This is a genomic window from Methylobacterium adhaesivum, assembly GCF_022179065.1.
GTDB classification, from domain to species: Bacteria; Pseudomonadota; Alphaproteobacteria; order Rhizobiales; family Beijerinckiaceae; genus Methylobacterium; species Methylobacterium adhaesivum.
Genome location: NZ_BPQD01000038.1, coordinates 1 through 22,360, shown reverse-complemented (window position 1 = coordinate 22,360; position 22,360 = coordinate 1). Strand labels below are relative to the sequence as shown.

The window sequence follows — 22,360 nt, the reverse complement described above, 5'->3', positions numbered from 1 at the left end:
GACGTTGTCGCTGCGGCCCAGCCTCCACGGACGCCCCGAACCTTCGCTGCATGCTTGCTGAACCCAACCCACGAACGAAGCCGTTCCCGCGTGTCGGCGGTGAAATGGCCGCTCTCATGCGCGCCCATGACTGGGAGCGCACGTCGGTGGGCTCTCCGGAAGCATGGCCGGCCGCGCTCAGGGTTGCCGTCAACCTGATCCTGGCCTCGCCCGAAAGCATGTTCCTGGCCTGGGGCACGGACCTGACGTTCTTCTTCAACGACGCCTACCGCCCGATCCTCGGTCCGAGGCTGCCGCGGGCGCTCGGGTCGTCGCTCCCCGATGTCTGGCCCGATGCCTGGGAACAGGTCCGGCCCATCGTGGAACTCGCGCTGGCCGGTACCGCGAGTCGTTATGACGACCTGCCACTCACCACCGCTCGGCACGGCGTCGATGAGCAGACCTGGTGGTCATTCTCCTATTCGCCGGTGTTGGACGAGGACGAAGAGGTCTGCGGTTTCCTCTGCGTCGTGACGGAGACGACCCAGCGTGTCCTGTCCGAACGTGCCCTGCAGGCGCGCGAGAAGGAACTCCTGCTCATCACCGACACGCTTCCGGTGCTGATCGCCTTCATCGACCGGGATCTCGTCTATCGCTTCGCCAACCGGGCCTACGAGGATTGGTTCTTCCGGTCGCCGGAAGAGGTGGTGGGACTGAGCGTCCGCGACCTCCTTGACGAGGCCGGCATCGCGGCACGGCGCGCCGCCTTCGAAGCCGCTCTGGCCGGTGAGCCGGTCAGGCTGGAACTGGATTGGCCGCATCGCGACGGACGCCCGAGGATCGCCGACATCCGTTACCTGCCACGCCAAGCGGATGATGGGACCGTCGATGGCTTCTACGTCTTCGTCCTCGACGTCACCGACCGCAAGCAGGCCGAACGCAACCTGCGTGAGATGAACGACATCCTGGAGCGGCGGGTCGCGGAGAGAACCCGGGACCGCAACGCCCTATGGCAGCTCTCGTCGGACATCATGCTTCGGTGCGGGTTCGACGGGGTCATCATCGCCGTCAATCCGGCGTGGAACGAGGTGCTTGGGTGGAGCGAGGAAGATCTGGTCGGTAGCAGCCTGTTCGAACTCATCCACCCTGACGATCTTGCACATACGGTGGAAGGCGCATCCGCATCCGCGGATGGCCAATCCTTCGCGCGTTTCGACAACCGGTACCGTCACAAGAACGGGGAATACCGATGGATCTCATGGTCGACCCGACCGGATGAGGGCGCCATCAACGCCGTCGGGCGTGACTTCACCGACGAGCGCGCCAAGGCCGGTGCGCTCCGGGCCGCCGAGGACGCCTTGCGCCAAGCCCAGAAGATGGAGGCCATCGGCCAGTTGACCGGGGGCGTCGCGCACGATTTCAACAATCTCCTGACCGTGATCAAGTCGTCGACCGACCTGCTCAAGCGCCCTGACCTGCAGGAGGAGCGGCGCCTCCGCTACGTCGGCGCGATCTCGGACACGGTGGACCGAGCTGCCAAGCTCACCGGGCAGTTGCTCGCCTTCGCCCGCAGGCAGGCGCTCAAGCCGGAGGTGTTCGAGCTCGGGCGCAGCCTGACCTCCATCGGCGACATGGTCGGCACGCTGACCGGATCGCGCATCGATGTCGACGTGCGCGTCCCGGCCGCGGCCTGCTTCGTCGATGCCGACCCGAGCCAGTTCGATACCGCCATCGTCAACATGGTGATCAATGCCCGTGACGCTATGAACGGCCAGGGACGCCTGGTGATCGCGATGACCGAGGCGTCCGACATCCCTGCGGTCCAGGCGCATCCTCCCGTGTCCGGGGCGTTCGTCGCCGTCTCCATCACCGACACCGGCGGCGGCATAGCCGTGGCGGACATGGACCGGATCTTCGAGCCGTTCTTCACCACGAAGGGTGTCGGACACGGAACCGGCCTCGGCCTGTCGCAGGTCATCGGCTTCGCCAAGCAGTCGGGTGGCGATGTCCATGTCGAGAGCGATGTCGGACACGGGACCACCTTCACGCTCTACCTCCCGCGCGTGGCCGATCCCGGTGCCTCCGACGCCCCGGACGTCGAACCGGAGCCCCTCGTCGATGGCCACGGGACCTGCGTGCTGGTGGTCGAGGACAACGTCGACGTGGGCAGGTTCGCGACCCAGGCGCTCGCCGAACTCGGCTACGCGACCGTCTGGGCCGCCAACGCCGACGAGGCCCTGGCCGAATTGGCGACGGATGCGGAACGGTTCGACGTGGTCTTTTCCGACGTCGTGATGCCGGGCATGGACGGGATCGACCTCGGCCATGAGATCCGGCGGCTCTATCACGACCTGCCGGTGGTGCTGACCAGCGGCTACAGCCACGTCCTGGCGAAGAACGGCACCTACGGCTTCGAGCTGCTCCACAAGCCCTACTCGGTGGAGCAGCTCTCACGCATCCTGCGCAAGGTCGCGACGTGGCGTCGGCGCAAGAGCGCCTTGGGCGCCTAGGGCAGCGGTACCCGTAACATTCCAGCGCGTGCAAATGCCGAAGGCATCGAAGGCGATCACGGAAGTGCGCCCGGGCTCGGCTCAACACCCCTCCGCCGAGTTCGACCAACCGCTACATGCTTAATGAAACGTTGATTCCGGAAGCGGGCAAGGGGAAGCGCTTCCCCTTGCCCGCTTCTCTCGGAGTCGCGAATCCCGCGCTCAAACCGGCAGGGAGTGTCCAGTCCGGGGCGGCTTCCTACTCGGCCGCCTGCCTGCGGCGCCGTCGCTTGGAGGCCGCACGGCGCAGGATGCGGGAGAGCGCCTCGACCGAGTAGGGCTTCTGAAGGAGCTCGAACCCGTGGTCGCTCTCCTCGGCGAGGACGTGGCTGTACCCGCTGGTCAGGACCACCGGCAGGCCCGGATACAGGCGCCGGACCTCCCGCCCGAGCTCGACCCCATTCATGCCGGGCATCACCACGTCCGAGAACACCACGTCGTAGGTGTCCGGCTTGGCGACCAGCGCCGCCAGCGCCTCGTCGGCGTTCCCGACCCAGTGCGTGCCGTAGCCAAGCTCCTGCAGCGTCTGGGTGGAGAAGGTGCCGACGTCCCGGTTGTCCTCGACAACCAGGACGCAGGTGCCGGTCCCGTCGACGACGGCGTCCTCCGAAATCGTTTCCTCGACCTGGGAGGCGGTCGCGGCCGCACGCGGGAGGAAGAGCGCGAAGGTCGTGCCGCGCCCGACCTCGCTCTCGACCATCACCTCGCCGCCCGATTGCTTGGCAAAGCCGAACACCTGGGACAGCCCGAGCCCGGTGCCCTGGCCGACGCCCTTAGTCGTGTAGAACGGCTCGAAAATTCGGTCGACCTGATCGTCGGGAATACCCGAACCCGTGTCGGTCAGCGCGATCCGGACGTACTCGCCGATCATCGCGGGATGAGAGCGCATCGCTGGCACGACGCCAACCGCCTCCACCGCGATGTCGAGGCGGCCCTCGCCGTCCATCGCGTCGCGGGCGTTGACCGCCATGTTGACCAGCGCGGTGTCGAACTGGCTCGGGTCGGCGCTGATGTGGCACGCCTCGTCGCCGACGTGGATCGAGACCGCGATCCGGGCGCCGGTGAGGGTGCCCACCATCTCGCCGATGGCCCTCACGCTCCGGCCTACGTCGAACACCTCCGGCCGCAACGCCTGGCGCCGGGCGAAGGCCAGGAGCTGCCCCGTGAGCTTGGCGGCCCGGTCGACCGTGTCGGAGATCGCGCCGATGTACCGGACCCGCCGCTCCTCCGGGAGGTTCGGTCGCTTGAGCAGGTCGGTCGACGACTTGATGACGGTCAGGAGGTTGTTGAAGTCGTGCGCCACGCCTCCGGTCAACTGCCCGACCGCCTCCAGCTTCTGGGCTTGGCGCAGCGCCTCCTCGGTCTGGAGCAGGCTGGCCGCGCGCTCCTTCTCCAGGGTGACGTCGCGGGAGACGCAGTAGAGCAGCCCCTCGACCGGGACAGCCGTCCACGACAGCGTGCGGTAGCCGCCGTCGCGTGCCCGGAACCGGTTCTCGAACGCCAGGGTCAGGCCGCCCGCGGCGAGGTGGGCGACCTCGGCCCGGGTCCGCTCGCGATCCTCGGGATGCTCCAGCCACTCCGAGGTCTTCCCGATGATGTCGTGGTAGCCCCATCCCAGGATGCGCTCCCAGGCCGGGTTGATGCTGACCCAGACGCCGTTCGCGTCGGCCACGCCGAGCATGTCCTGGCTCACGTGCCAGATCCGGTCGCGCTCCTTGGTGCGCTCGGCGACCTGGGCCGCCAACGTGTCGTTCAGCGCCCGCAACGCACCCTGCGCCCGGACCCGCTCGACGGCGTCCCAGATCCGGGCCGCGACCTCCTCGATCAGCGAGACCTCGTCGTCCGTCCAGGCCCGCGGCCCGCTGTGGTTCACGTAGACGACCGAGCGCAGGCGTCCCTCGTGAACCTGGGGCACGGCGACGATGGCGGCGATGCCGAAGGTACCCAATCCCAGGCCTGCGGTATCCGGATCGGCCTCGACGTCCGGATAGACGGACGTCCGGCCCTGCCGGAGGTTGGCGATGTTGCCCGGCCCGAACGCGTCGAGCGGGTAGGTGTCGGCCAGTGCCGCAACGCCGTCGACGTACTCGGTCCCGAGGGTGACGGACACGCCGTCCTCCCCGACGAAGCCGTAGCCGACGCGGCTGACGCCGAGGTGGCGCCCGAGGGCGTCCACCGCCGCCTGCATCCGCCCACGCGGACCGCCCTGCTCCCGAAGCGTGTCGGCCAGGTCGAGCAGGAACCGTTGGCGCGCCTCGGCCGCCTGACGTTCGGCGACCCGCAGTTCCAGTTCGGCGTTCATCTCCCGCAGGCGCCGTTCGTCCAGCCTGCGGCCGGTGACGTCGGAGACGGTCAGCACGGCCCCGACGACCTTTCCGCCTTCGAGGACGGGGGCGTTCGAGCAGAGCACCTCGACGGACGCACCGCTCCGGTGGAAGAAGGTGGCATCGCGCTGTCGGAGGGTCCGACCCTCACGGATGGCCTCGACGAACCCGCACTCCGATGCGGGGAACGGGCGCCCGTCCGGATGGTGGTGGTGGGCGGCCTCGTGCAGGTCCTGCCCGACCAGCGCGTCGTCGTCCCATCCCAGAAGGGTGTGTGCCGTCCGGTTGGCGAAGGTAACCACGCCGTCGAGGTCGAGCTGGAACACCGCCTCGCTGACATGGTCGGTGACGGTCTGCAGAAGATCGGTCTGGCGCCGCAGCGCCTCGAACGCATCGTCCCGGGCCGTCATCGACCGGCGCAGTTCCATCTGGGCCACGACCTGACGGGCCAGCGCCTCCAGCGCCTCGGACTGCTCCGACGTCAGCCCCTCGGGCCGGGGCTTTCCGTCGATCACGCACAGGGTCCCGAGTGGTTGACCCTCGGGCGTCTCCAGGCGCGCACCGGCATAGAACCTGAGATGCGGCTCCCCGGTGACCAGGGTGTTGTCGCAGGTCCGTGGGTCCGCGGTCAGGTCGGGAATGACGAGCAGGTCCGTTTGGCGCAGGGCATGCGCGCAGACCGATTGCGACAGCGGTGTCTCGCACGGATCAAACCCCACCCGGGCCTTGAACCACTGCCGGTCGCCGGCGACGAGGCTAACCAGCGCGACCGGCGTCTGGCAGATCCGCGAGGCGAGCAGCACGATATCGTCGAAGCCTTGCTCCGCCGGCGTGTCGAGGATGCGGTACCCGTCGAGGGCCGCGAGGCGGGCCGGATCGCGGGTGTCGTCGTCAGGCGCGGTCACGAAGGGCCTCGGACTTGGCTGACACGCTGACGACCGTAGCCACTTCGCGCTCGATCATCTGGCGCAGCGCCGTCCTGACGACCTCGCTGATGCAGGTGGACTCGCCCCTGGCGACCTGGGCCTCGACGTAGGCGATCAACGGTTCCGTGAGGGCGATGTGTCGGGAATGCTTGGCGGCCATCCTGGAACCTTTAACGGCTCGGCTCTGTGGTGTCGCAGTCGCGACACCAGCCTCACGACGACGTGCAAGGGCACGATGTCGCGCCAGTGCCGAGACCGTCGAGATACGGATTACGACAGATTCGATTTCCACGGGCTCACCGACCGCCGCTTCGTCTTGCTTGGGATGGCGCCGAACACGCCCCCGGCGACGGGACACTCCTGTGCCGGCGGGTCGAGCGCACCTTCGGCTGCACGCAGGCCCCGCGCCGCCGCCCGCATGCCCGCGACCGGCGGCGAAGCCATGAAACCCGTCTTGCAAGGCCCGGTCTGATCAGACCTTCAGGATGCCATGGCGGACGCTGCGGCATGCACGGTGCCGGATACGGGCAGCCGGAACAGGAAGGTCGTCCCCCGGTCGACGGCGCTCCTGACTTCGAGCACGCCCCCCTGGCGCTCGACGAGATCCCGGCAGAGCAGCAGGCCCAGGCCGCTCCCGCGCTCGCCCGCCGTCCCGTTCGTCGTCGTCCGACGGTCCAGCCTGAACAGGTCGTCCACCCTGCCTGGCGGCATGCCGACGCCGGTATCCGTGACCGAGATCTCGACCTCGTCGCCCTCACGCCGGGCGGCGACCCTGATGGTGCCGCCGGGCAGCGTGAACTTGATCGCGTTGCTGACGAGGTTGCGCAACACGGTGGCGAGCATGTCCCGCTGCGCACGCACCACCGTGCGGTCGCAGGATGCTTCCAAGCTCAGGCCCTTGTCCGAGGCGGCCTCGGCGGCTCCCTTCAGGACGTCTCCGGCCAGGATGCCGAGGTCGACGTCGGTGAGGGTGACCGCCAACGTGTCCATCTGCAGGCTCGCCCAGGAGAACAGGCTCTCCAGCAGGGCGTAGGCCTGCGTCGCCGCCTCGTGGATTCCCTTCGCGCGGCGCTCGATGGAGGCGGGGTCGCGCGCCGCGACGGCCTTTCCGAGCACTTCCGACAGGCCGAGCAGCGCCTGGAACGGGTTGCGCAGGTCATGGGCGATGATCGAGAACAGCAGCGATTTCTGCCGGTTCAGCGTGTCGAGTTCGAGCGACTTCGCCTCCGCCTCGCGACGGGCTTCGGCGAGTTCCGCCTGGAAGGCGCGCCGAGCCTCGGCGAAGCGGATCGCCCGCGCCAGCCCAGAAGGTGTGACCTCGGCCTTGTCGATGTAGTCCAGCGCGCCGGTCCGCATCAGCCGCATCGCCAGATCCGGATCGGCCTCGCCGGTCAGCATCAGCACTGCCCGCGTCTCGCCCTCGGCCGCCAGCAGGGTCTTCAGGAGCGCGAACGTGTCGATGCCCGGCAGGCGATAGTCGAGCAGAATGCAGTCGAACGTTTCCTCGGAGGCGAGGCGCTCGCCATCCTCGCCGCCGGCGGCCTCGGTCAGGGTGTGGGCGAGGCCGGACTTGGCGAGCGCCCGCCGCACGGCCGCGCGGTCGACCGCGTCGTCGTCGATCAGCAGGATGCGGGTCGGGTTCGTCACGATGGGGACTATGCAGGAAACTCGACCACCTTCCAGTAGTGCTCCAGGAGCGCCACCGCTTCCATGAAGGTGTTGGCCGGGTCGCGCTTGACGATGTAGCCGGCGACGTTGTGGCCGTAGGCCCGCATCCGGTCCTCGTCGGCCTTCGACGTGGTGATCATGAACACCACCGCCGAACGCAGGTCCTGGTCGGCGCGGATCGCCTCCAGGAACTCGATGCCGTTCATGCGCGGCATGTTCAGGTCGAGCAGGATCAGGTGAGGCCTCGGCAGCTTGGCATGCCCGTTCTCGCCGCGCAGGATCTCCAGGGCTTCGACGCCGTCGCGGGCGACCGTGATCGGGTTTCCGATCTTGCTCTTCTTAAAGGCGCGCTTGAGCCCCTGAACGTCGACCTCGTCGTCGTCGACCAGCAGGATGTTAACCGTCGAGCCCATCTGCCTGTCCCTTCCGGCCGTCGCGCGGCCACGTGAAATGCACCGCCAAGCCGCGCCCGTCGGGCCCGTCGGAGAGCCAGACCTTGCCGCCCTGGCGGTCGACCAACTTGCGCACGATGGCCAGCCCCATGCCGCTGCCCTCGACCTCGTCGCGGGGCTTGAGCGTCTGGAACATGCCGAAGACACGCTCGCGGAACTGCTCGGGGATGCCTGGCCCGTCGTCGGTCACGACGAACTCGACCGCGTCCCCCGCAGGCTTGGTCTCGACCCGGATATGCCCCTCGGCCGGCCGGTCATGATGCTTGATGGCGTTGCCGATCAGGTTCTGCAAGGCCTGGGTCAGCGGGGCCCGGGCCGCCCGCAACGTCGGCAAGGAATCGTCCGCCGTGATCGCGAAGCCTTCGGGAGGGCTGACCAGGACGGCGAGTTCCTCGACGAGCGCCTTCGTGTCGACCGTGTCCATCGCCGCGTCGGCCCGTCCCGCCCTGGAGTAGGCCAGGAGGTCGTCGAGCAGGCTGTCGAGCCGCCGCACCCGGCTCTTGAGCAACTCCATGTTGGTCTGGACGTCGCCGATCAGCGAACCCTCCAGGTCCTCCTCGATCCAGCCGACGAGGTTCTCGATGCCGCGCAGCGGCGCCTTGAGGTCGTGCGAGGCGACGTAGGCGAACTGCTCCAGTTCCTCGTTGGAACGGCGCAGGTCGATGGCGTGGCGGGCGAGCCGGCGCTCCAGTCCCTTGCGCTCGGTGATGTCGGTGTTGGTCCCGAACCAGCGCAGGATGGCCCCGTCCGGCCCGCGATGGGGTTGTGCCAGCGACAGGAACCAGCGGTACTCGCCGTCGGCGCCGCGGAGCGGGAAGGTGTCCTTCCACGGCTCGCCGGTCCGGAACGCCTCGCTGATGCGCTCCACGACGCGCTCGACGTGATCGGGGTGGTGGACGTCGCGCCAGCCCCAGCCGAACATCTGCTCGATGGTGGTTCCGGTGTAGTCGTACCAGCGCTGATTGTACCAGATGATGTCGCCGTTCGGATCGGCGACCCAAGCCATCTGAGGCAACGCGTCGGCGAGGGCGCGGAAGTCGTCGGTGGTGAGGTTCGCGGCTCGCTCCACGCGAAGGGCTCCCATTCTTGCAGGCGAAGCTGCGGCGATAGGCGCATACACCCAGGCTGAGGCTACGTCATCAATGCTTGGCATTCCAAGAACGACAACGGTAACTGCGCAAGTGGCGTTGAACGTCGGTTCCTAGGCGTGGGGCCAACTATCGTCTCCTGCTCCGAGCCGAAGTTGCCGGATGGCTGACGAACGGCCGCTATGAAGTAATTCCGACTGCGCTTCGGGCGGCTGGGTTGGGTCGCATGCGGAACGTCCGCTTCCGGGCAGGCAGCAAACTTCCGTTTATGGCGCACAGCCGCCAACGGTTGCGATTTGGAAGGACGTCCGGTTTTGCCATATTGCTTGCGAAAAGCAGACCGGCAGCAAACCACCCATCGCGGTCGTCCGTGCGCAGATTGGGCTGCTAGGAAGCGGACATTTCCAAAGCCCGCTTAGGGTCAACACCGGACGGTCGTTCAGCAGAACGTGAATGTCTGTTGCCGGGCCGTAGGTTGATGTCTGCTTATGGCGATAACCAGAATATCAATCGAAGTCGTAGAGGCTCCTTTCCGCGCCACTCCAACCAGCCCAACACCGCCGCTGGACTGGCTCTTTCTCTCTGTGAAGTTCGAGGGGCTATGGTGTTGACCCAGGTCCGCTGGGATGGTCCATTCCCCGGGTTCGATGCCGTTGGAGACGGGTGACTGAGAGGCTAACCCCTTGTTGTTGTACCCAATCGGTTTTGGCTGAGAATCCTGGCGCCCCAGCCAAGCCTCCGCTAAGTCGTTGATCTGATTGCTTTTGGTTCTCAGCCGCTGTCGCGGCTTGGCCGATTGTACGCAGAGGTGTTGCACGCGCTTGTCCACAGGGGCAGGCCGTTGACGATTTGTTCTAACGTTTACCGCCGCGGGGCGGTATATTGGTGGCGTAGGCGATTCCGTTGCGATGAGCGGACGCGAGACCTGGTGGCCTCGGAAGCGAGGACATCCATCACGATCGCTTTGAGCCTTGGCACCTCCGACCCGGCCAGTGCGCGCACACTCGGCTGGGCGCTGAACGCAGAAAGTCTCCGCGTTCGGGAGGAATTTTCCATGCGCTCTGCGACCGACATCCGCGACCACCTGAGGGCTTTCCTCGACCGGGAGCGCAGCGCACGCTTCGCCCGGCTCCATCGCGATCTCTGGCCGCAGCATGCACCCCTTGTTGGCGACTGGCCGTCGATGATGGGTGGTCGGGCACGGGAGTACCGCATCTTCGGACGGCTGCAGAGGCTGGCCGCAGAGGAGGGTTTCGAGGCCGGGTACGACACGGCGTTGGATGGCCGCTTGAAGCAGGAGGGATTCACCTTCCCCGAGCGCGGCGCGATCAAGCGTCGGATCGAGAACGGGTACCTGCGCGATCTCGGGCGGCCGGACGAAACCGGTCGGTTCACGCCGCCGCGCGCCTATCTCCAGGCGATGCTCGCCGCCATGGGCGAGCCGTTGACCGAGAGCGGCATCACCAAATGCCTGCGCAGGCTCGCGGCGATCTCGGCGCTCGTTTCGCAGGAATTCTCCGAGATCTACGACGAAGCCAAGCTCGATCCGCACGAAGCTCGGACGAAGCTCTCGGCGATGCGCGCCAAGGGCGAAATACCAACCGATGAACTCGGTTGGGCCAAGTCTGACTTCGATGGCGCTGACCGGTTCGAATGGGGGAACTTCGACGTACGAGCGACGACGTCGGAATCGAATGCCGTAGAAAACAAGGACGGAGCGACCGACAGCATCAAGGATGTGCAGGATCCGTCTTTCGTCGCTGAGAGAGGCGCATCTGAGGCGGATCACTCATCCACACCTGTGCCCGTGTCGTACCCATCTAAAACTACGATGCCCGAAGCAGTCACGGCCGACGACATTCCTCCTTCACCTTATGCTGGTGACCGGCGAGATGACGTTGAGAAACCATGGGAGCAGAATGCGGATCCAGCACAACAATCCGCTCCGATCGAGGCCAATCAGACAGATTCGCAGACTGGTACAACCACGAATTCTCTGACGAAGATCACCGAGCGGCTGATTGCGCACAAGGGCCAAACTTGGGATAAAAAGACTGCGGATCAGCATCGCGCTGTCGCGAAACTGCTGGGTGACACTGCCGGTACCGATGACCTGCGGCATATCAAGCACGACCATCTGGTCAGCTATATCCAGAACCTCTCGAATCTGCCGAAATCGTACGGGAAGAGTGCGCGGGATAAAGACCGTTCCATATGGGACTTGGTTGCACGCGGAACCGAGATGAGGACAGCGGAACAAGGCGAGAAGGTCGGGCTCAGTCCTCCGACGATCAATCGTCACATCACGCAGCTTTCGACGATCGCAAAATACTGTCGTGGCCATGAGCGGCCCATCGGACATGTCGAGCTTCTGAGCGATTTTCGACTGATCGATCCCGAGCGCGATGGCGAGAAGCGTTCAGCTTTCGAACACGACGATGTAAGGAAGTTATTCTCTCACACGATCTGGACTTTAGGAGTATCGACAAATGAGGCTTTGAAAGTCGCTACGAACCAGGAAATTTTTGCTGCTGTCTATTGGTTGCCCCTTCTCGGATACTACACGTGTGGACGATTGTCCGAGCTTGTCTATCTAGAGTTGGGCGATATCGATCCAAAAGAGCAATCCCTCCAGATCAGACCGACAACGAGACGGCGACTTAAAAATCGGGTCTCGAGAAGAACGATCCCAATTCATCCCGAGTTGATCAGGCTCGGCTTTCTTGATTTCGTGCGGAATAAGGTTGGATCACCGCACGATCTGATATTCTCCGACATTGCGCAGCTCGGCGATAAAACGCCATTGTCGAACCTGTTCGACAAGCGATGGACGGTTGTTCTGGATGAGGCTGTGCCGACGGCACGGGAAGAGGAGAAGACGTTCCACTCGTTCCGGCATTTCGGCAACACAGAAATGATCAAGCAACTTGTCATCGACCCCATTCGCGAGACGACGCTGGGTCATGAGGGCAAGACAGTGAACTCGCGTATCTACAAGAAGGGCCTCCGCGCTGCGGACTTGAAGACTGCGATTGCTGCCATACCAGACCTTACTCAGATCTTGCATCCGCATGACTGGAAGTTAATTTGTTCAGCTCTGGAGAGAAAAGCGAAATTGTCTGTTCAGAGTCGAGAAAAAGGCGCGGACCGGCATGCAAGACTCCGCGAATACAACGTAGGCCTGTTCGCGGGGACCGAAGCCACTTGAGAACCCTCAACAGAAAAGTATAGCGAAGGGTTGTGAGTGTTGCGATCAAATCATTGGGTTGAACGCTTGGCTTCGCCGGCTTCTTGTCGGTATCAGGCTAATCCGCCGCCCTCGATCCGGGGCTGAGATGGCCTTGACCGAAACCGATCGCTGCGATCATCTGCTCGCGCGGATCCGAGGATTGGGGTCAGGATTTGCGCTCTTTCAATTCAAGCATGGGCGGCTGAAGGATCGGAGAATTTCGGGATTTGGTGGCGTAGCCACACGTGGCGAACGCGGGGAGTGCCCTTTCGAACACGGTCCCGTTCGCCACGGTTTCGTAATGTCAGGTCATTAGTAAATCCGCGGCTTTATGCTTCGAGGGCGTGATTTTTATTTCAAGCCACAAGTCGGCGCATGTCCGTAACCCGGGCATTGAGCACGGCGCGAAGCTCTCGAACTTCCTCGAACGCGCCCTCGATGGTCTCGAAGGCCTCGAGGCCCTCCATGCGGATCATGCGAGTCAATTCCTCGATCCGCTGCAGCGCCTCGAGGAACGGGATCGGAGTGGTCTCGGTCTGGGTCATGGTTCTCTATCCTTTGCGGTTCAGTGTGCGGTGGGGGATTGGGATGTGACCTGGACGGTGACGACCCCGTCTAGGAACTGCAGCATGAGATGCGACGCCTGCTGAGCCTGAGCAGCGCTGGTCATGACGAGGCCGGTGCCGGCCTCGATCACCAGGGCGACCCCATCCTCCTCGGGTACGACCTCGGACGCGGGCAGGTTTGGCGAAGCCTCCTGATCATGCGCGTGGGCGCCGCCATCGGCCTTGGCGATAGCGAGCCCGGCGATCGAGCTGAGAAGGCTGCGTTCGATCTCCTGTCCGACGATGCCGAGCCGGATCTCAGCCTCGGTCAGGCACAGCCGGACAGCCTCCTCGAAGCCGGCTGTCGCCCGAGCCAGCGCGATGCGGCCGGCTTTCTCGATGTCGTCCTGAACCGCTTGGTCGAAGCCGGCCAAGGCACGTGAGGCACGGACGGCCGTCCTGTATGCCAAGTCCCGGATCAGCACCGCCGCTGCCGTGGGTGTCGCCACCGACAGCGATGCCACCTCATCCAGCGCCGTTCGCGGGGTCGCGGCGTGTCCGAGCCCGCAGACGAGGTTCGGGATCCGCTGCGCCCTGTCGGCCACCGCCCAGCTGTTCAGCGGGCCGAATGCCGAGACCGGCCCGCCGCCGCGACAAACCAGGGTCGCGCTGAGGCCGTGCTCGGCATGCAGCGCCTCCGCCTCGGTCATCGCCGCCACGAGCGAGCGTTCGGCGCTGGGTCCTTCGAAGACCGCCCAGATCCGGTGGATGCGTAGGAGACCCGCGGCCTCCAGAGCCTGGAGCGAAGTCTCGACATCGCGACGGGCATCGCCGTGCTCCGAGACGATCAGCGCGACATGGTAGGGATCGTCCGGCTCCTGCCACGTCTTCGGTCCGAACGGTACGCCGTCCGACCGCAGACGCTGCAGCACGGCCTCGCGCTGGAGCACGATCTCGATCGGCACGTCGCCGACCGCGATGAGGCCGACGACCTTGGCCTGGACACCGGCCCCTCGGCCAAAGCGCTGACGCAGGCTGGTTCGGAGCTGAATCTCGACGGTTCGATTGACGAGTGATGCCGGATCGAAGGTGCCGCCGCGCTCCGCCGCGATGGCCGAGCGCTCTGCCGGGTTGAGGCGCGCCCTGATGCGGGGCGGGTCGGCCGTGCCGGTCGGATCCGCCTCGCCGAGGACGAGCAGGACGCTGTCGCCGCCGGCCGGCTCGATGCCAAGCACGCAGGCGCGCACCGCGTGCTCGCCCTGAAGCCTCTGTCGCAGCCAGCCGATGAAGTCGCCCATCTCGACCACGGATGGTCGTGGCTGCGAGGGGGCGCCCGGCGGTGGCGTTCGACCGGCTCCGGGGTCGCCCTCGGTGCGGCCTAGTAGGGACCGCGATGGCGGCTCGCTCCGGCTGTAGAATCTATGATGTCTCATGATTGTGTAAGCGTGATCTCGTGGAGGGGTGGTGAGGGACGTGCGAAGGCATCCCGCCCGGGTTCCGGGCTGGGCGTTTCGTGCGTGGCTGGTGGAGGTGGCGGATGATCCGACCGTCCAAGTGGACGGCCGGATCGCGAACCTCAGTCGTACAGGGACCCCTGCGGGTCAGCGGCAGGGTCGGCCTGGTCCCGGGCCAGTTCGTCGACGATCGCTTTGAGGCGCGGAAGGTTGGCCTCTCTCACCTCCGTGCGGAGGATCTCGAGCAGCGCCTGGTTGATGCCCTCACCGGTGTTGAAGGAGCGCCACGCGGCCTCGTCGATCAGCGTCGGCAGCCGGCCGCGCTGGACCAGGACGGGAACACCCAGGCTGCAGCACATCCGCACGATGTCCCGGTCCGAGAGGACGCGGAACGCGAAGCCGGATCCCCGTGTCAGGATCACCGCATCGACGGCGACCCAGTCGTGCATGTCCTTGGCCCGCTCGAACGCCTGCCGCAGGCAGTCCACCGCCCCGGGCTCCTCGAACGCGACGCGCTCGCGATGCACGACGAGCATGCCGCGTTCGGCCCACCGGTCGAGCTGGGTCCCCACCGGGTGCGGTGCGCCGTCATCCGGTTCGATCAGGATCACCCTCCGCAGGCGCCGCGGCACCGGCAGGGCGCGCTGGGCGTTCCACGATCCATCCGCTTCGAGGGCTCCCCGGACGGCGGCATCGTCCTTTGCCCAGGTCCGCAGCGTGATGCCCCTGTCGAGGCCGATGACGCGGACGGTGAGACCGAGCACCGGGTCCATCGTCAGGGTCACCATCAGGGTGTGAGACCCGACGAGATCCTCCGGATGCAGTAGCATCCCTGAAGCCTGCTCGATCAGGGTGGTGAAGTGGCCGGGCACGAAGAGCGTGAGCGGTCCGGGCCGGTGGCTGTCGAGGGCTCGCGCCTTGAACAGCCAGGCTCCCGGATGGCCTGGGGGCTGACTGGCGTCCGCTCCGAGAGAGAGGCCGGTCGGCTCGAAGGCGCAAGCGGAAGCGTCCACGCCGGTGGGCACGTCATGGTGTGTCATTTGAGGATCTTCATCGTTGAGGAGAGGGGCGAAGGCGCCTCACCGACGTCCCGCGGGCGCTGTTCGAGCGCCGCGGTCCGTTCTTCCTGTCCTCCAGGGGTTTTTAGCGAAGGTGCCTTCGCCAGATTGTCCCTGTCTGATCCCCGTCTTCCTCAGCGAGCCGGCCGCGCAGGCGGGGGCTCGCCTCAAACTATCTCGTTTCACACCATCATCGCGCCCGTCGTACCCGATGGCGCAATGCTCAGCTGAGATCGGCAGCTGTCGATCCCCGGCCAACCCTCGGAAGGTCCGCTTCCAGGCTGTCGAAACAGAGGCCAACGACCGGGTCGGGTGGCTTGCCGACTGGCTGCTCCCCGGAAAATCGGTCAAGGAAGCAGACGTTCGTGCCGCATCCACGAAACAGGTACGCCCGGCGGAGTGTCGCTTAGATATAGGTTGATGCCAGTGCCGGCGAACCTTCCAGCGCGTGGGCGAGCACCTTCAGGCTCTGCCTGATCTGCTGCCGGGTCGAGGGCCCGCCGAGGCAAAAGCGCACCGCCTCGGGCGGCATGCCGGCGACGCAGAACGGATCGCTGGCGACGCCGCCGATGCTTACCGATTGCCCCTGGCTGGCGAAGACCGAGCGGGTCCCGAAACGGTAGGGTTTTGGCGGAAGTGATGATCGATAGAGCTTGTGATTTTCACGATTATCAAGTCTTTGAATCCCGACGTTTCGGGAGCGATCGACATCATCTTTTCTCTAGTCTGTGAGCTTTCATCCGCGAGGCGAGAGTGGTGGGGCGCAATCCCAACAGAGCAGCGGCGCCGTTTGGCCCGAACACCCGGCCGCCCGTGAGGGCAAGCGCCGCCGCGATCTCGGCGCGGTCGCGAGCACGGCGGTCGGTCTCGGTCGGCGGGCGGTCCGTGGGAAGCACGGCTGGGGGGGTGGCGAGGCGCAGGGGTGGCTCGGTCTCCGGGAGATCGAAACGTAGCCGCCCGCCGACAGCGAGGATCGCCGCGCGTTCGATCACGTTCTCCAACTCACGGACGTTGCCGGGCCAACTGTAACGCGCGAGTCGGCGGGCGTCGCCTTCGGTCAAGCGCGGCTCGGGAATGTTGAGGCGGCGCGCGGCCCCTTTCAGGAAATGCTGGGCGATCAGCGCGATATCCTCGGGACGCTCGCGGAGAGGGCTCGCCGCGAGGGGGAACACGTTGAGCCGGAAGTAGAGATCCTCGCGGAAGCGCCCACGACGGACCTCCTCCTTGAGGTCTCGGTTGGTCGCGGCGACGAGCCGTATGTCGACGGCGCGCGTGCGCTCCTCGCCGACGCGTTCGAACGAGCGCTCCTGCAGCACCCGCAGCAGCTTGCCTTGAAGGTCGAGGGGAATCTCGCCGACTTCGTCGAGGAACAGCGTGCCGCCATCGGCGAGTTCGAAGCGCCCGACGCGGTCCCGCAGGGCGCCGGTGAAGGCGCCTTTGCTGTGACCGAAAAACTCGCTCTCGAACAGCTCGCGGGGCACGGCGGCGCAGTTCACCCGGATTAGGGGGCGCTCTCGCCGCCGGCTCGCTTCGTGGATCGCGCGGGCGATCAACTCCTTGCCTGTGCCCGACTCGCCGGTGACGAGGACCGTCGCATCGGTGCCGGCGACGAGATCGATCTGACGGAGCGTCGCCTCGATGGCGAGGGAGCGCCCGATGATGCCCTGGTGATGGCTCTCGAATCGGATTTCCTCCTTGAGGTAGGCGTTCTCGAGCTCCAGGCGCTCGCGCAACGAGTCCACCTCGGCGAGTGCGCTACGTAGGCGCTCCTCGGCCTCGCGGCGCTGGCTGATGTCGCGAAAGACGATGACCGCGCCGAGCAGTTGCCCGCGGTCGCGGATCGGCGTCGAGGTGTACTCGACGGGAAACGCCGTTCCGTCCTTTCGCCAGAACACCTCGCTGTCGACCTGATGCACGGCGCCGTCCCGGAAGGCCGCGTAGATCGGGCAGTCGTGGTGGGGATAATGCGCCCCGTCGGGGCGGGTGTGGTGCACGGTGGCGTGCATGTCCTTGCCCACCAGATCCGTGGCGAGCCAGCCGAGCATGCGCTCGGCGGCCGGGTTGATGAAGGTGGTGATGCCGTCGGCGTTGACGCCGTAGATGCCCTCGCCGGCCGCGCGCAGGATGAGCTGGTTCTCGCGCTCGATGTCGCGAAAGATCCGTTCCATCCGCTGCCACTCGGCGATGCCGGCCCGCATGTGCTGGTCGGCCTGCCCGTCGATGACACGGCGGCGACGCGCGTCGAGGTCGGAGAGCGTCAGGAGGAGGCGGCCGTCCGAGAGGGGGCTCGCGGCATATTCGAGGCGCAGGCTCTTGCCGTCCGCGTGCCGGGGTATGAGGGCCTGCGACCACCAATGCCCCTTGGCCAGCGCCCCTTGCGTGAACACGATCAGGGCCGGGACCTGTCCCGGATGAAGGGCACTCGCCGCCATGACACGCAGGGTTTCGCGGTCGTAGCCGAGCAGCCGTGCGGCGGCCGGATTGGCATCGACGATCCGGTCTGCATTCGGGTCGAGAACGAGCATCGGCTCGGGGAGCTGCTCGAACACCGCGCCGAAATCGTCGTGACCCGTCTCAATCACCAAATCACACGCCCCTATCACGAGATGTCGTAATTATACTACGAGATCTCAGGTTACACGAAATCTCGTGATCTGTCCGCTCCGATGTAATCGACTGAGAGACAACGATTTTCCGAATCTTTTTCGAGTGGCACGCCGATTGCGCTGGAGCCGCCATCACCGATGGTGCGCGAGGACCCCATGGCCCTGTTCGACAATCCCTTCGACGGAAAGCGACGCCTGTCGCGCGGCGGCTGCACCTGCGGCGAGCATGCGAGTCAGGCCGCGCACGAGGCGGCGCTCTCGCCCGACGCCGAGATCCAGCGGGTGGTGGACGGCGCGGTGATGCGTGCGCTGTTCCCCGAGGATGCCCAGCGCCGAGCGTTCCTGCGCAGCGTCGGCGCGGCGACCGCGATGGCGGCCGTCAGTCAGTTCTTTCCGACGAAGTTCGCGGCCGAGGCCTTCGCGGCCGCGGGCGTGCCGGAGAAGAAAGACCTCAAGGTCGGCTTCATCCCGATCACCTGCGCCACGCCGATCATCATGGCGAAACCCATGGGCTTCTACGAGAAACAGGGCCTGAACGTCGATGTCGTGAAGACCGCCGGCTGGGCGGTGATCCGCGACAAGACCCTGAACCGGGAATACGACGCGGCGCACATGCTAGCGCCAATGCCGCTGGCCATCTCGCTTGGCGTCGGCTCGAACCCGACGCCGTACACGGCGGCCGCCATTGAGAACGTCAACGGTCAGGCGATCACGCTCGCCATGAAGCACAAGGACCGGCGCGACCCGAAGGACTGGAAGGGCTTCAAGCTCGCGGTGCCGTTCGACTACTCGATGCACAATTACCTGCTGCGCTACTACCTCGCGGAAGCCGGCATCGACCCCGACACCGACGTGCAGATCCGCGCGGTGCCGCCGCCGGACATGGTCGCCAACCTGCGCGCCGACAACATCGACGGGTTCCTGGCGCCCGATCCGGTGAACCAGCGCGCGGTCTATGACGGCGTCGGCTTCATCCATATCCTGTCGAAGGACATCTGGGACCGGCACCCGTGCTGCGCCTTCGCGGCCTCGAACGACTTCATCACGCAGACGCCGAACACCTACGCGGCCCTCCTGCGCGCCATCATCGAGGCCACCGCCTACGCCTCGAAGGCGGAAAACCGCAAGGAGATCGCCGCCCAGATCGCGCCGGCGAACTACCTCAACCAGCCGGTGACGGTGGTGGAGCAGGTGCTAACCGGCACCTATGCCGACGGCCTCGGCAACGTGAAGAAGGCACCGGACCGAGTCGATTTCGACCCCTTCCCCTGGTCATCCTTCGCTGTCTGGATCATGACGCAGATGCAGCGCTGGGGGCAGCTCAAGGGCGAGGTCGACTACAAGGCGGTGGCCGAAAAGGTCTTCCTCGCGACCGATGCGGCCAAGCTGATGCGTCAGGAGGGACAGACGCCGCCGGCCACCACCAGCAAGACCTTCTCGGTGATGGGCAAGACCTTCGATCCAGACAAGCCGAAGGAATACCTCGCCTCGTTCAAGATCCGGAAGGCGGGCTGAACCATGGCCCGCACTCTTCCCCTACGGGCGGCCCTACTGTCGCTCTCGATCCTCGTGGGCTTCCTGCTCATCTGGCAGGTCGCGGTGAGCGGGGTCGGCAAAACGCAGGCGATGGACCCCGAATACGCCGCCCTGATGGGACAGGCCGCCACCACCGGCAAGTCGGCGATGCCGGGGCCGCTCGACGTCGGCGCCACGATCTGGAAGCACCTCAAGGATCCGTTCTACGATCGCGGCCCCAACGACAAGGGGCTCGGCATCCAGCTTGCCTACTCCATCGGCCGCGTGGCGCTCGGCTATCTGCTCGCGGTGATCGTCGCGATCCCGGTGGGCTTCCTCATCGGCATGTCGCCGCTGATGGGTCGGGCGCTTGATCCGTTCATCCAACTCTTGAAACCGGTCTCGCCGCTCGCCTGGATGCCGCTCGCGCTCTACACGATCAAGGATTCCGGATTGTCGGCGATCTTCGTGATCTTCATCTGCTCGCTCTGGCCGATGCTGATCAACACCGCCTTCGGCGTGTCGGGCACCCGCAAGGAATGGCTCAATGTTGCCCGCACTCTTGAAGTCGGGCCGATCCGCCGCGCTTTCACGGTGATCCTGCCGGCCGCCGCGCCCACGATCCTCACCGGCATGCGGATCTCCATCGGCATCGCGTGGCTGGTGATCGTGGCGGCCGAGATGCTCGTGGGCGGGACCGGCATCGGTTACTTCGTCTGGAACGAGTGGAACAACCTCTCGATCAACAACGTGATCGTCTCGATCCTGGTGATCGGCCTCGTCGGCATGATCCTGGACCAGCTTTTGGCCCGCGCCCAGCGCCTCGTGACCTTTCCGGAGTGAGGCGGGTGAGCATCCTTCCCTTCGCGCGGCGCGAGCCCGCAGCCGAGCCCGCAGCAAAGACCGCCGGAACCCGCCCCATGTCGTCCGAAAAATTCATCTCGATCGAGGGAATCGCCCGGCGCTATCCGGCCCCCGGCGGTAAGACCTCGACGGTGTTCGAGGATATGTGGCTGCCCATGCGCCGCGGCGAGTTCGTGTGCATGATCGGGCATTCGGGCTGCGGCAAGACCACGGTGCTCAACATCCTGGCCGGCCTCGAAGCCCCCACCGAGGGTGTCGTCATCGCGGCAGGCGAGGCCATCGAGGGCACCAGCCTCGATCGCGCGGTGATCTTCCAGGGCCACGCCCTGCTGCCGTGGCGGACGGTGCTGGGCAACGTCACCTACGCGGTGTCGTCGCGCTGGCGGAATGCCCCCAAGGCCGAGGTCGAGGAGCGGGCGCGCAAGGCGATTCGGACGGTGGGTCTGGCCGGCTCCGAGCACAAGCGCCCGTCCGAACTGTCGGGCGGCATGAAGCAGCGCGTCGGCATCGCCCGCGCCCTGTCGATCGAGCCCAAGATCCTCCTGATGGACGAGCCGTTCTCGGCGCTGGACGCGCTCACCCGCGGCACCCTTCAGGACGAGGTCCGGCGCATCTGCGTCGAGACCGGGCAGACCGTGTTCATGATCACCCACGACGTCGACGAGTCGATCTATCTCGCCGACCGCATTGTGCTGATGACCAATGGCCCGATGGCGAAGGTCGCCGAGATCGTCGAGAACCCGCTGCCCAAGGACCGGGACCGGACGCAGCTGCACCACGCGCCCGGCTACTACGCCCTGCGCAACCACCTGATCGACTTCCTCGTCACCCGCTCGAAGACCCTGCGGGACGCGATGCCCGCCGGGTATGACCAGCGCAACCCGCCCGTGGTGCGCCCGACCCTGAGCGAGGCCGACGCGGCCGCGATCGCGGCGACCGACCCGGTCGGCAGGCGCGCCTGATTTTTTGAAGATTCCAACGGAGGCCCCCTATGAAGCGCGAAGACCTCACCGAGAAGCTCCTCGACATCAAGCGTGAGAAGGGCTGGACCTGGAAGCACATCCAGGCCGAGATCGGCGGCATCTCGCCGATCCTCATCACCGCCGCCTGCATGGGCCAGATGAAGCTGCCGAAAGCCCAGGCGAAGAAGGCGGCCGAGCTGTTCGGCCTGACCCAGGCCGAGGAGCGGATGCTCAACGAGGCGCCGTATCGCGGCTCCATCCCGCAGATGCCGCCGACCGACCCGCTGATCTACCGCTTCTACGAGCTTGTCATGGTCTACGGTACCACCTGGAAGGAGCTGATCCAGGAAGATTTCGGCGACGGTATCATGTCGGCCATCGACTTCAACATGACCATGGAGCGCGAGCCCAACAACAAGGGCGACCGGGTCAAGATGAACCTCTCGGGAAAGTTCCTGCCGTACAAGTATTACGATAACGAAGACGGCGTGCCGGAATATGGCTTCAAGGAGGGCTGAGAACCCATCGCAACGACTCCCGCCGCTTGGGTCGGCGGGAGTTTGAAGCGAAGCGGGGTAGCCGTAGCGCCCGTACTGGACGGCCAATGCGATGATCGCGGCCGTCAGAGCGGCTTCGTCCTCGACCACCACGGCGGTCTTGCGTTGGGTCGAACGATGCTGGCCCAGAACACGACAGGCGAAGCGTTCTGATACGCCATGCTCGGCAACGACGTCGTCGACACACGCCCGGCAGCGAGCCGGGCTCAGAAGTTTCCCGAGGCAGCTTCCTTCAGGATAAGCTTCTCCAGGGTCAGATCAGAGATAGCCCGGCGAAGGCGTTGATTCTCAGTCATCAGGGACTTCAGCCGCTTCACCTGATCCCCCTTCAGCCCACCATATTCGGAGCGCCAGCGGTAATACGTAACCTCGGTGACCTCAACCGACCGGATTGCTTCGGCAACCCTGCGCCCCTGCGAGACCAAGACATCCACCTGACGCAGCTTGGCCACGATCTCTTCTGCCGTATGCTTCTTCCGTCCCATGATGACATCCTCCACATGGCTCAAAGCCATACCTCAGGGAGGACCACTTCTCAGGGGGCAGGCCAAGGCTCGCGAGAACATGGTCTTCGCTGAAGCCAT

General features: G+C 65.7%; 15 protein-coding genes and 2 pseudogenes. 6 read left to right on the top strand and 11 right to left on the bottom strand.

Annotated features, from left to right (window positions below; all coding sequences use genetic code 11):
* Positions 1-104: 104 nt before the first annotated feature.
* A complete protein-coding gene (locus MFF01_RS19275; RefSeq protein WP_238227819.1) occupies positions 105-2,489 on the top strand; it encodes a PAS domain-containing hybrid sensor histidine kinase/response regulator family protein in 2,385 nt (794 codons plus the stop codon).
* 238 nt (positions 2,490-2,727) lie between these two features.
* Here MFF01_RS19275 and MFF01_RS19270 read toward each other — a convergent pair whose 3' ends face one another.
* The 5 genes from MFF01_RS19270 to MFF01_RS19250 form a co-directional block, all read right to left on the bottom strand.
* A complete protein-coding gene (locus MFF01_RS19270) occupies positions 2,728-5,757 on the bottom strand; it encodes a GAF domain-containing protein (RefSeq protein ID WP_238227818.1) in 3,030 nt (1,009 codons plus the stop codon).
* Positions 5,744-5,938: a ribbon-helix-helix domain-containing protein gene (locus MFF01_RS19265; RefSeq protein WP_238227817.1), complete on the bottom strand. Its 195-nt coding sequence runs from the start codon at positions 5,936-5,938 to the stop codon at positions 5,744-5,746. The genes MFF01_RS19270 and MFF01_RS19265 overlap by 14 nt, the downstream gene beginning before the upstream one ends.
* A gap of 320 nt (positions 5,939-6,258) precedes the next feature.
* Entirely contained in the window at positions 6,259-7,425 is a 1,167-nt protein-coding gene (locus MFF01_RS19260) for a hybrid sensor histidine kinase/response regulator (protein ID WP_238227816.1), read from the bottom strand.
* An 8-nt stretch (positions 7,426-7,433) separates the two neighbouring features.
* The gene (locus MFF01_RS19255; protein ID WP_012322125.1) at positions 7,434-7,859 is read right to left on the bottom strand and encodes a response regulator; all 426 of its coding nucleotides are present in this window, start codon (positions 7,857-7,859) and stop codon (positions 7,434-7,436) included.
* Positions 7,843-8,967 (bottom strand): sensor histidine kinase, encoded by a 1,125-nt coding sequence (locus tag MFF01_RS19250; protein ID WP_238227815.1) that lies wholly within the window; start codon positions 8,965-8,967, stop codon positions 7,843-7,845. The genes MFF01_RS19255 and MFF01_RS19250 overlap by 17 nt, the downstream gene beginning before the upstream one ends.
* A 947-nt stretch (positions 8,968-9,914) precedes the next feature.
* Here MFF01_RS19250 and MFF01_RS19245 point away from each other — a divergent pair.
* Positions 9,915-12,194 carry a site-specific integrase gene (locus MFF01_RS19245; protein ID WP_238227814.1) on the top strand — a complete coding sequence of 760 codons (2,280 nt, stop codon included), beginning with the start codon at positions 9,915-9,917 and terminating at the stop codon, positions 12,192-12,194.
* 377 nt (positions 12,195-12,571) lie between these two features.
* Here MFF01_RS19245 and MFF01_RS19240 read toward each other — a convergent pair whose 3' ends face one another.
* The 5 genes and pseudogenes from MFF01_RS19240 to MFF01_RS19220 form a co-directional block, all read right to left on the bottom strand.
* Positions 12,572-12,760: a hypothetical protein gene (locus tag MFF01_RS19240; RefSeq protein ID WP_238227810.1), complete on the bottom strand. Its 189-nt coding sequence runs from the start codon at positions 12,758-12,760 to the stop codon at positions 12,572-12,574.
* 20 nt (positions 12,761-12,780) lie between these two features.
* Positions 12,781-14,058 (bottom strand): exodeoxyribonuclease VII large subunit, encoded by a 1,278-nt coding sequence (locus tag MFF01_RS19235; protein WP_238227808.1) that lies wholly within the window; start codon positions 14,056-14,058, stop codon positions 12,781-12,783.
* Between the two features lie 278 nt (positions 14,059-14,336).
* Entirely contained in the window at positions 14,337-15,254 is a 918-nt protein-coding gene (locus tag MFF01_RS19230; protein WP_238227806.1) for a hypothetical protein, read from the bottom strand.
* Between the two features lie 424 nt (positions 15,255-15,678).
* Positions 15,679-15,882: pseudogene (locus MFF01_RS19225) on the bottom strand (PLP-dependent aminotransferase family protein); the annotation flags it as partial.
* A gap of 100 nt (positions 15,883-15,982) precedes the next feature.
* Positions 15,983-17,854 (bottom strand): sigma 54-interacting transcriptional regulator, encoded by a 1,872-nt coding sequence (locus MFF01_RS19220; protein ID WP_283207213.1) that lies wholly within the window; start codon positions 17,852-17,854, stop codon positions 15,983-15,985.
* A 180-nt stretch (positions 17,855-18,034) separates the two neighbouring features.
* Between MFF01_RS19220 and MFF01_RS19215 the strand changes: the two genes are divergently transcribed.
* From MFF01_RS19215 to cynS, 4 genes are all read left to right on the top strand, one after another.
* Positions 18,035-19,393: a CmpA/NrtA family ABC transporter substrate-binding protein gene (locus MFF01_RS19215; protein WP_238227889.1), complete on the top strand. Its 1,359-nt coding sequence runs from the start codon at positions 18,035-18,037 to the stop codon at positions 19,391-19,393.
* 3 nt (positions 19,394-19,396) lie between these two features.
* Entirely contained in the window at positions 19,397-20,236 is an 840-nt protein-coding gene (gene ntrB, locus MFF01_RS19210; protein ID WP_238227805.1) for a nitrate ABC transporter permease, read from the top strand.
* A 77-nt stretch (positions 20,237-20,313) separates the two neighbouring features.
* Positions 20,314-21,219: an ABC transporter ATP-binding protein gene (locus tag MFF01_RS19205; protein WP_238227887.1), complete on the top strand. Its 906-nt coding sequence runs from the start codon at positions 20,314-20,316 to the stop codon at positions 21,217-21,219.
* 29 nt (positions 21,220-21,248) lie between these two features.
* A complete protein-coding gene (gene cynS / locus MFF01_RS19200; RefSeq protein ID WP_238227804.1) occupies positions 21,249-21,737 on the top strand; it encodes a cyanase in 489 nt (162 codons plus the stop codon).
* 57 nt (positions 21,738-21,794) lie between these two features.
* Here cynS and MFF01_RS19195 read toward each other — a convergent pair.
* A pseudogene (locus MFF01_RS19195) lies at positions 21,795-22,261 on the bottom strand (transposase); the annotation flags it as partial.
* Between the last annotated feature and the right edge of the window lie 99 nt (positions 22,262-22,360).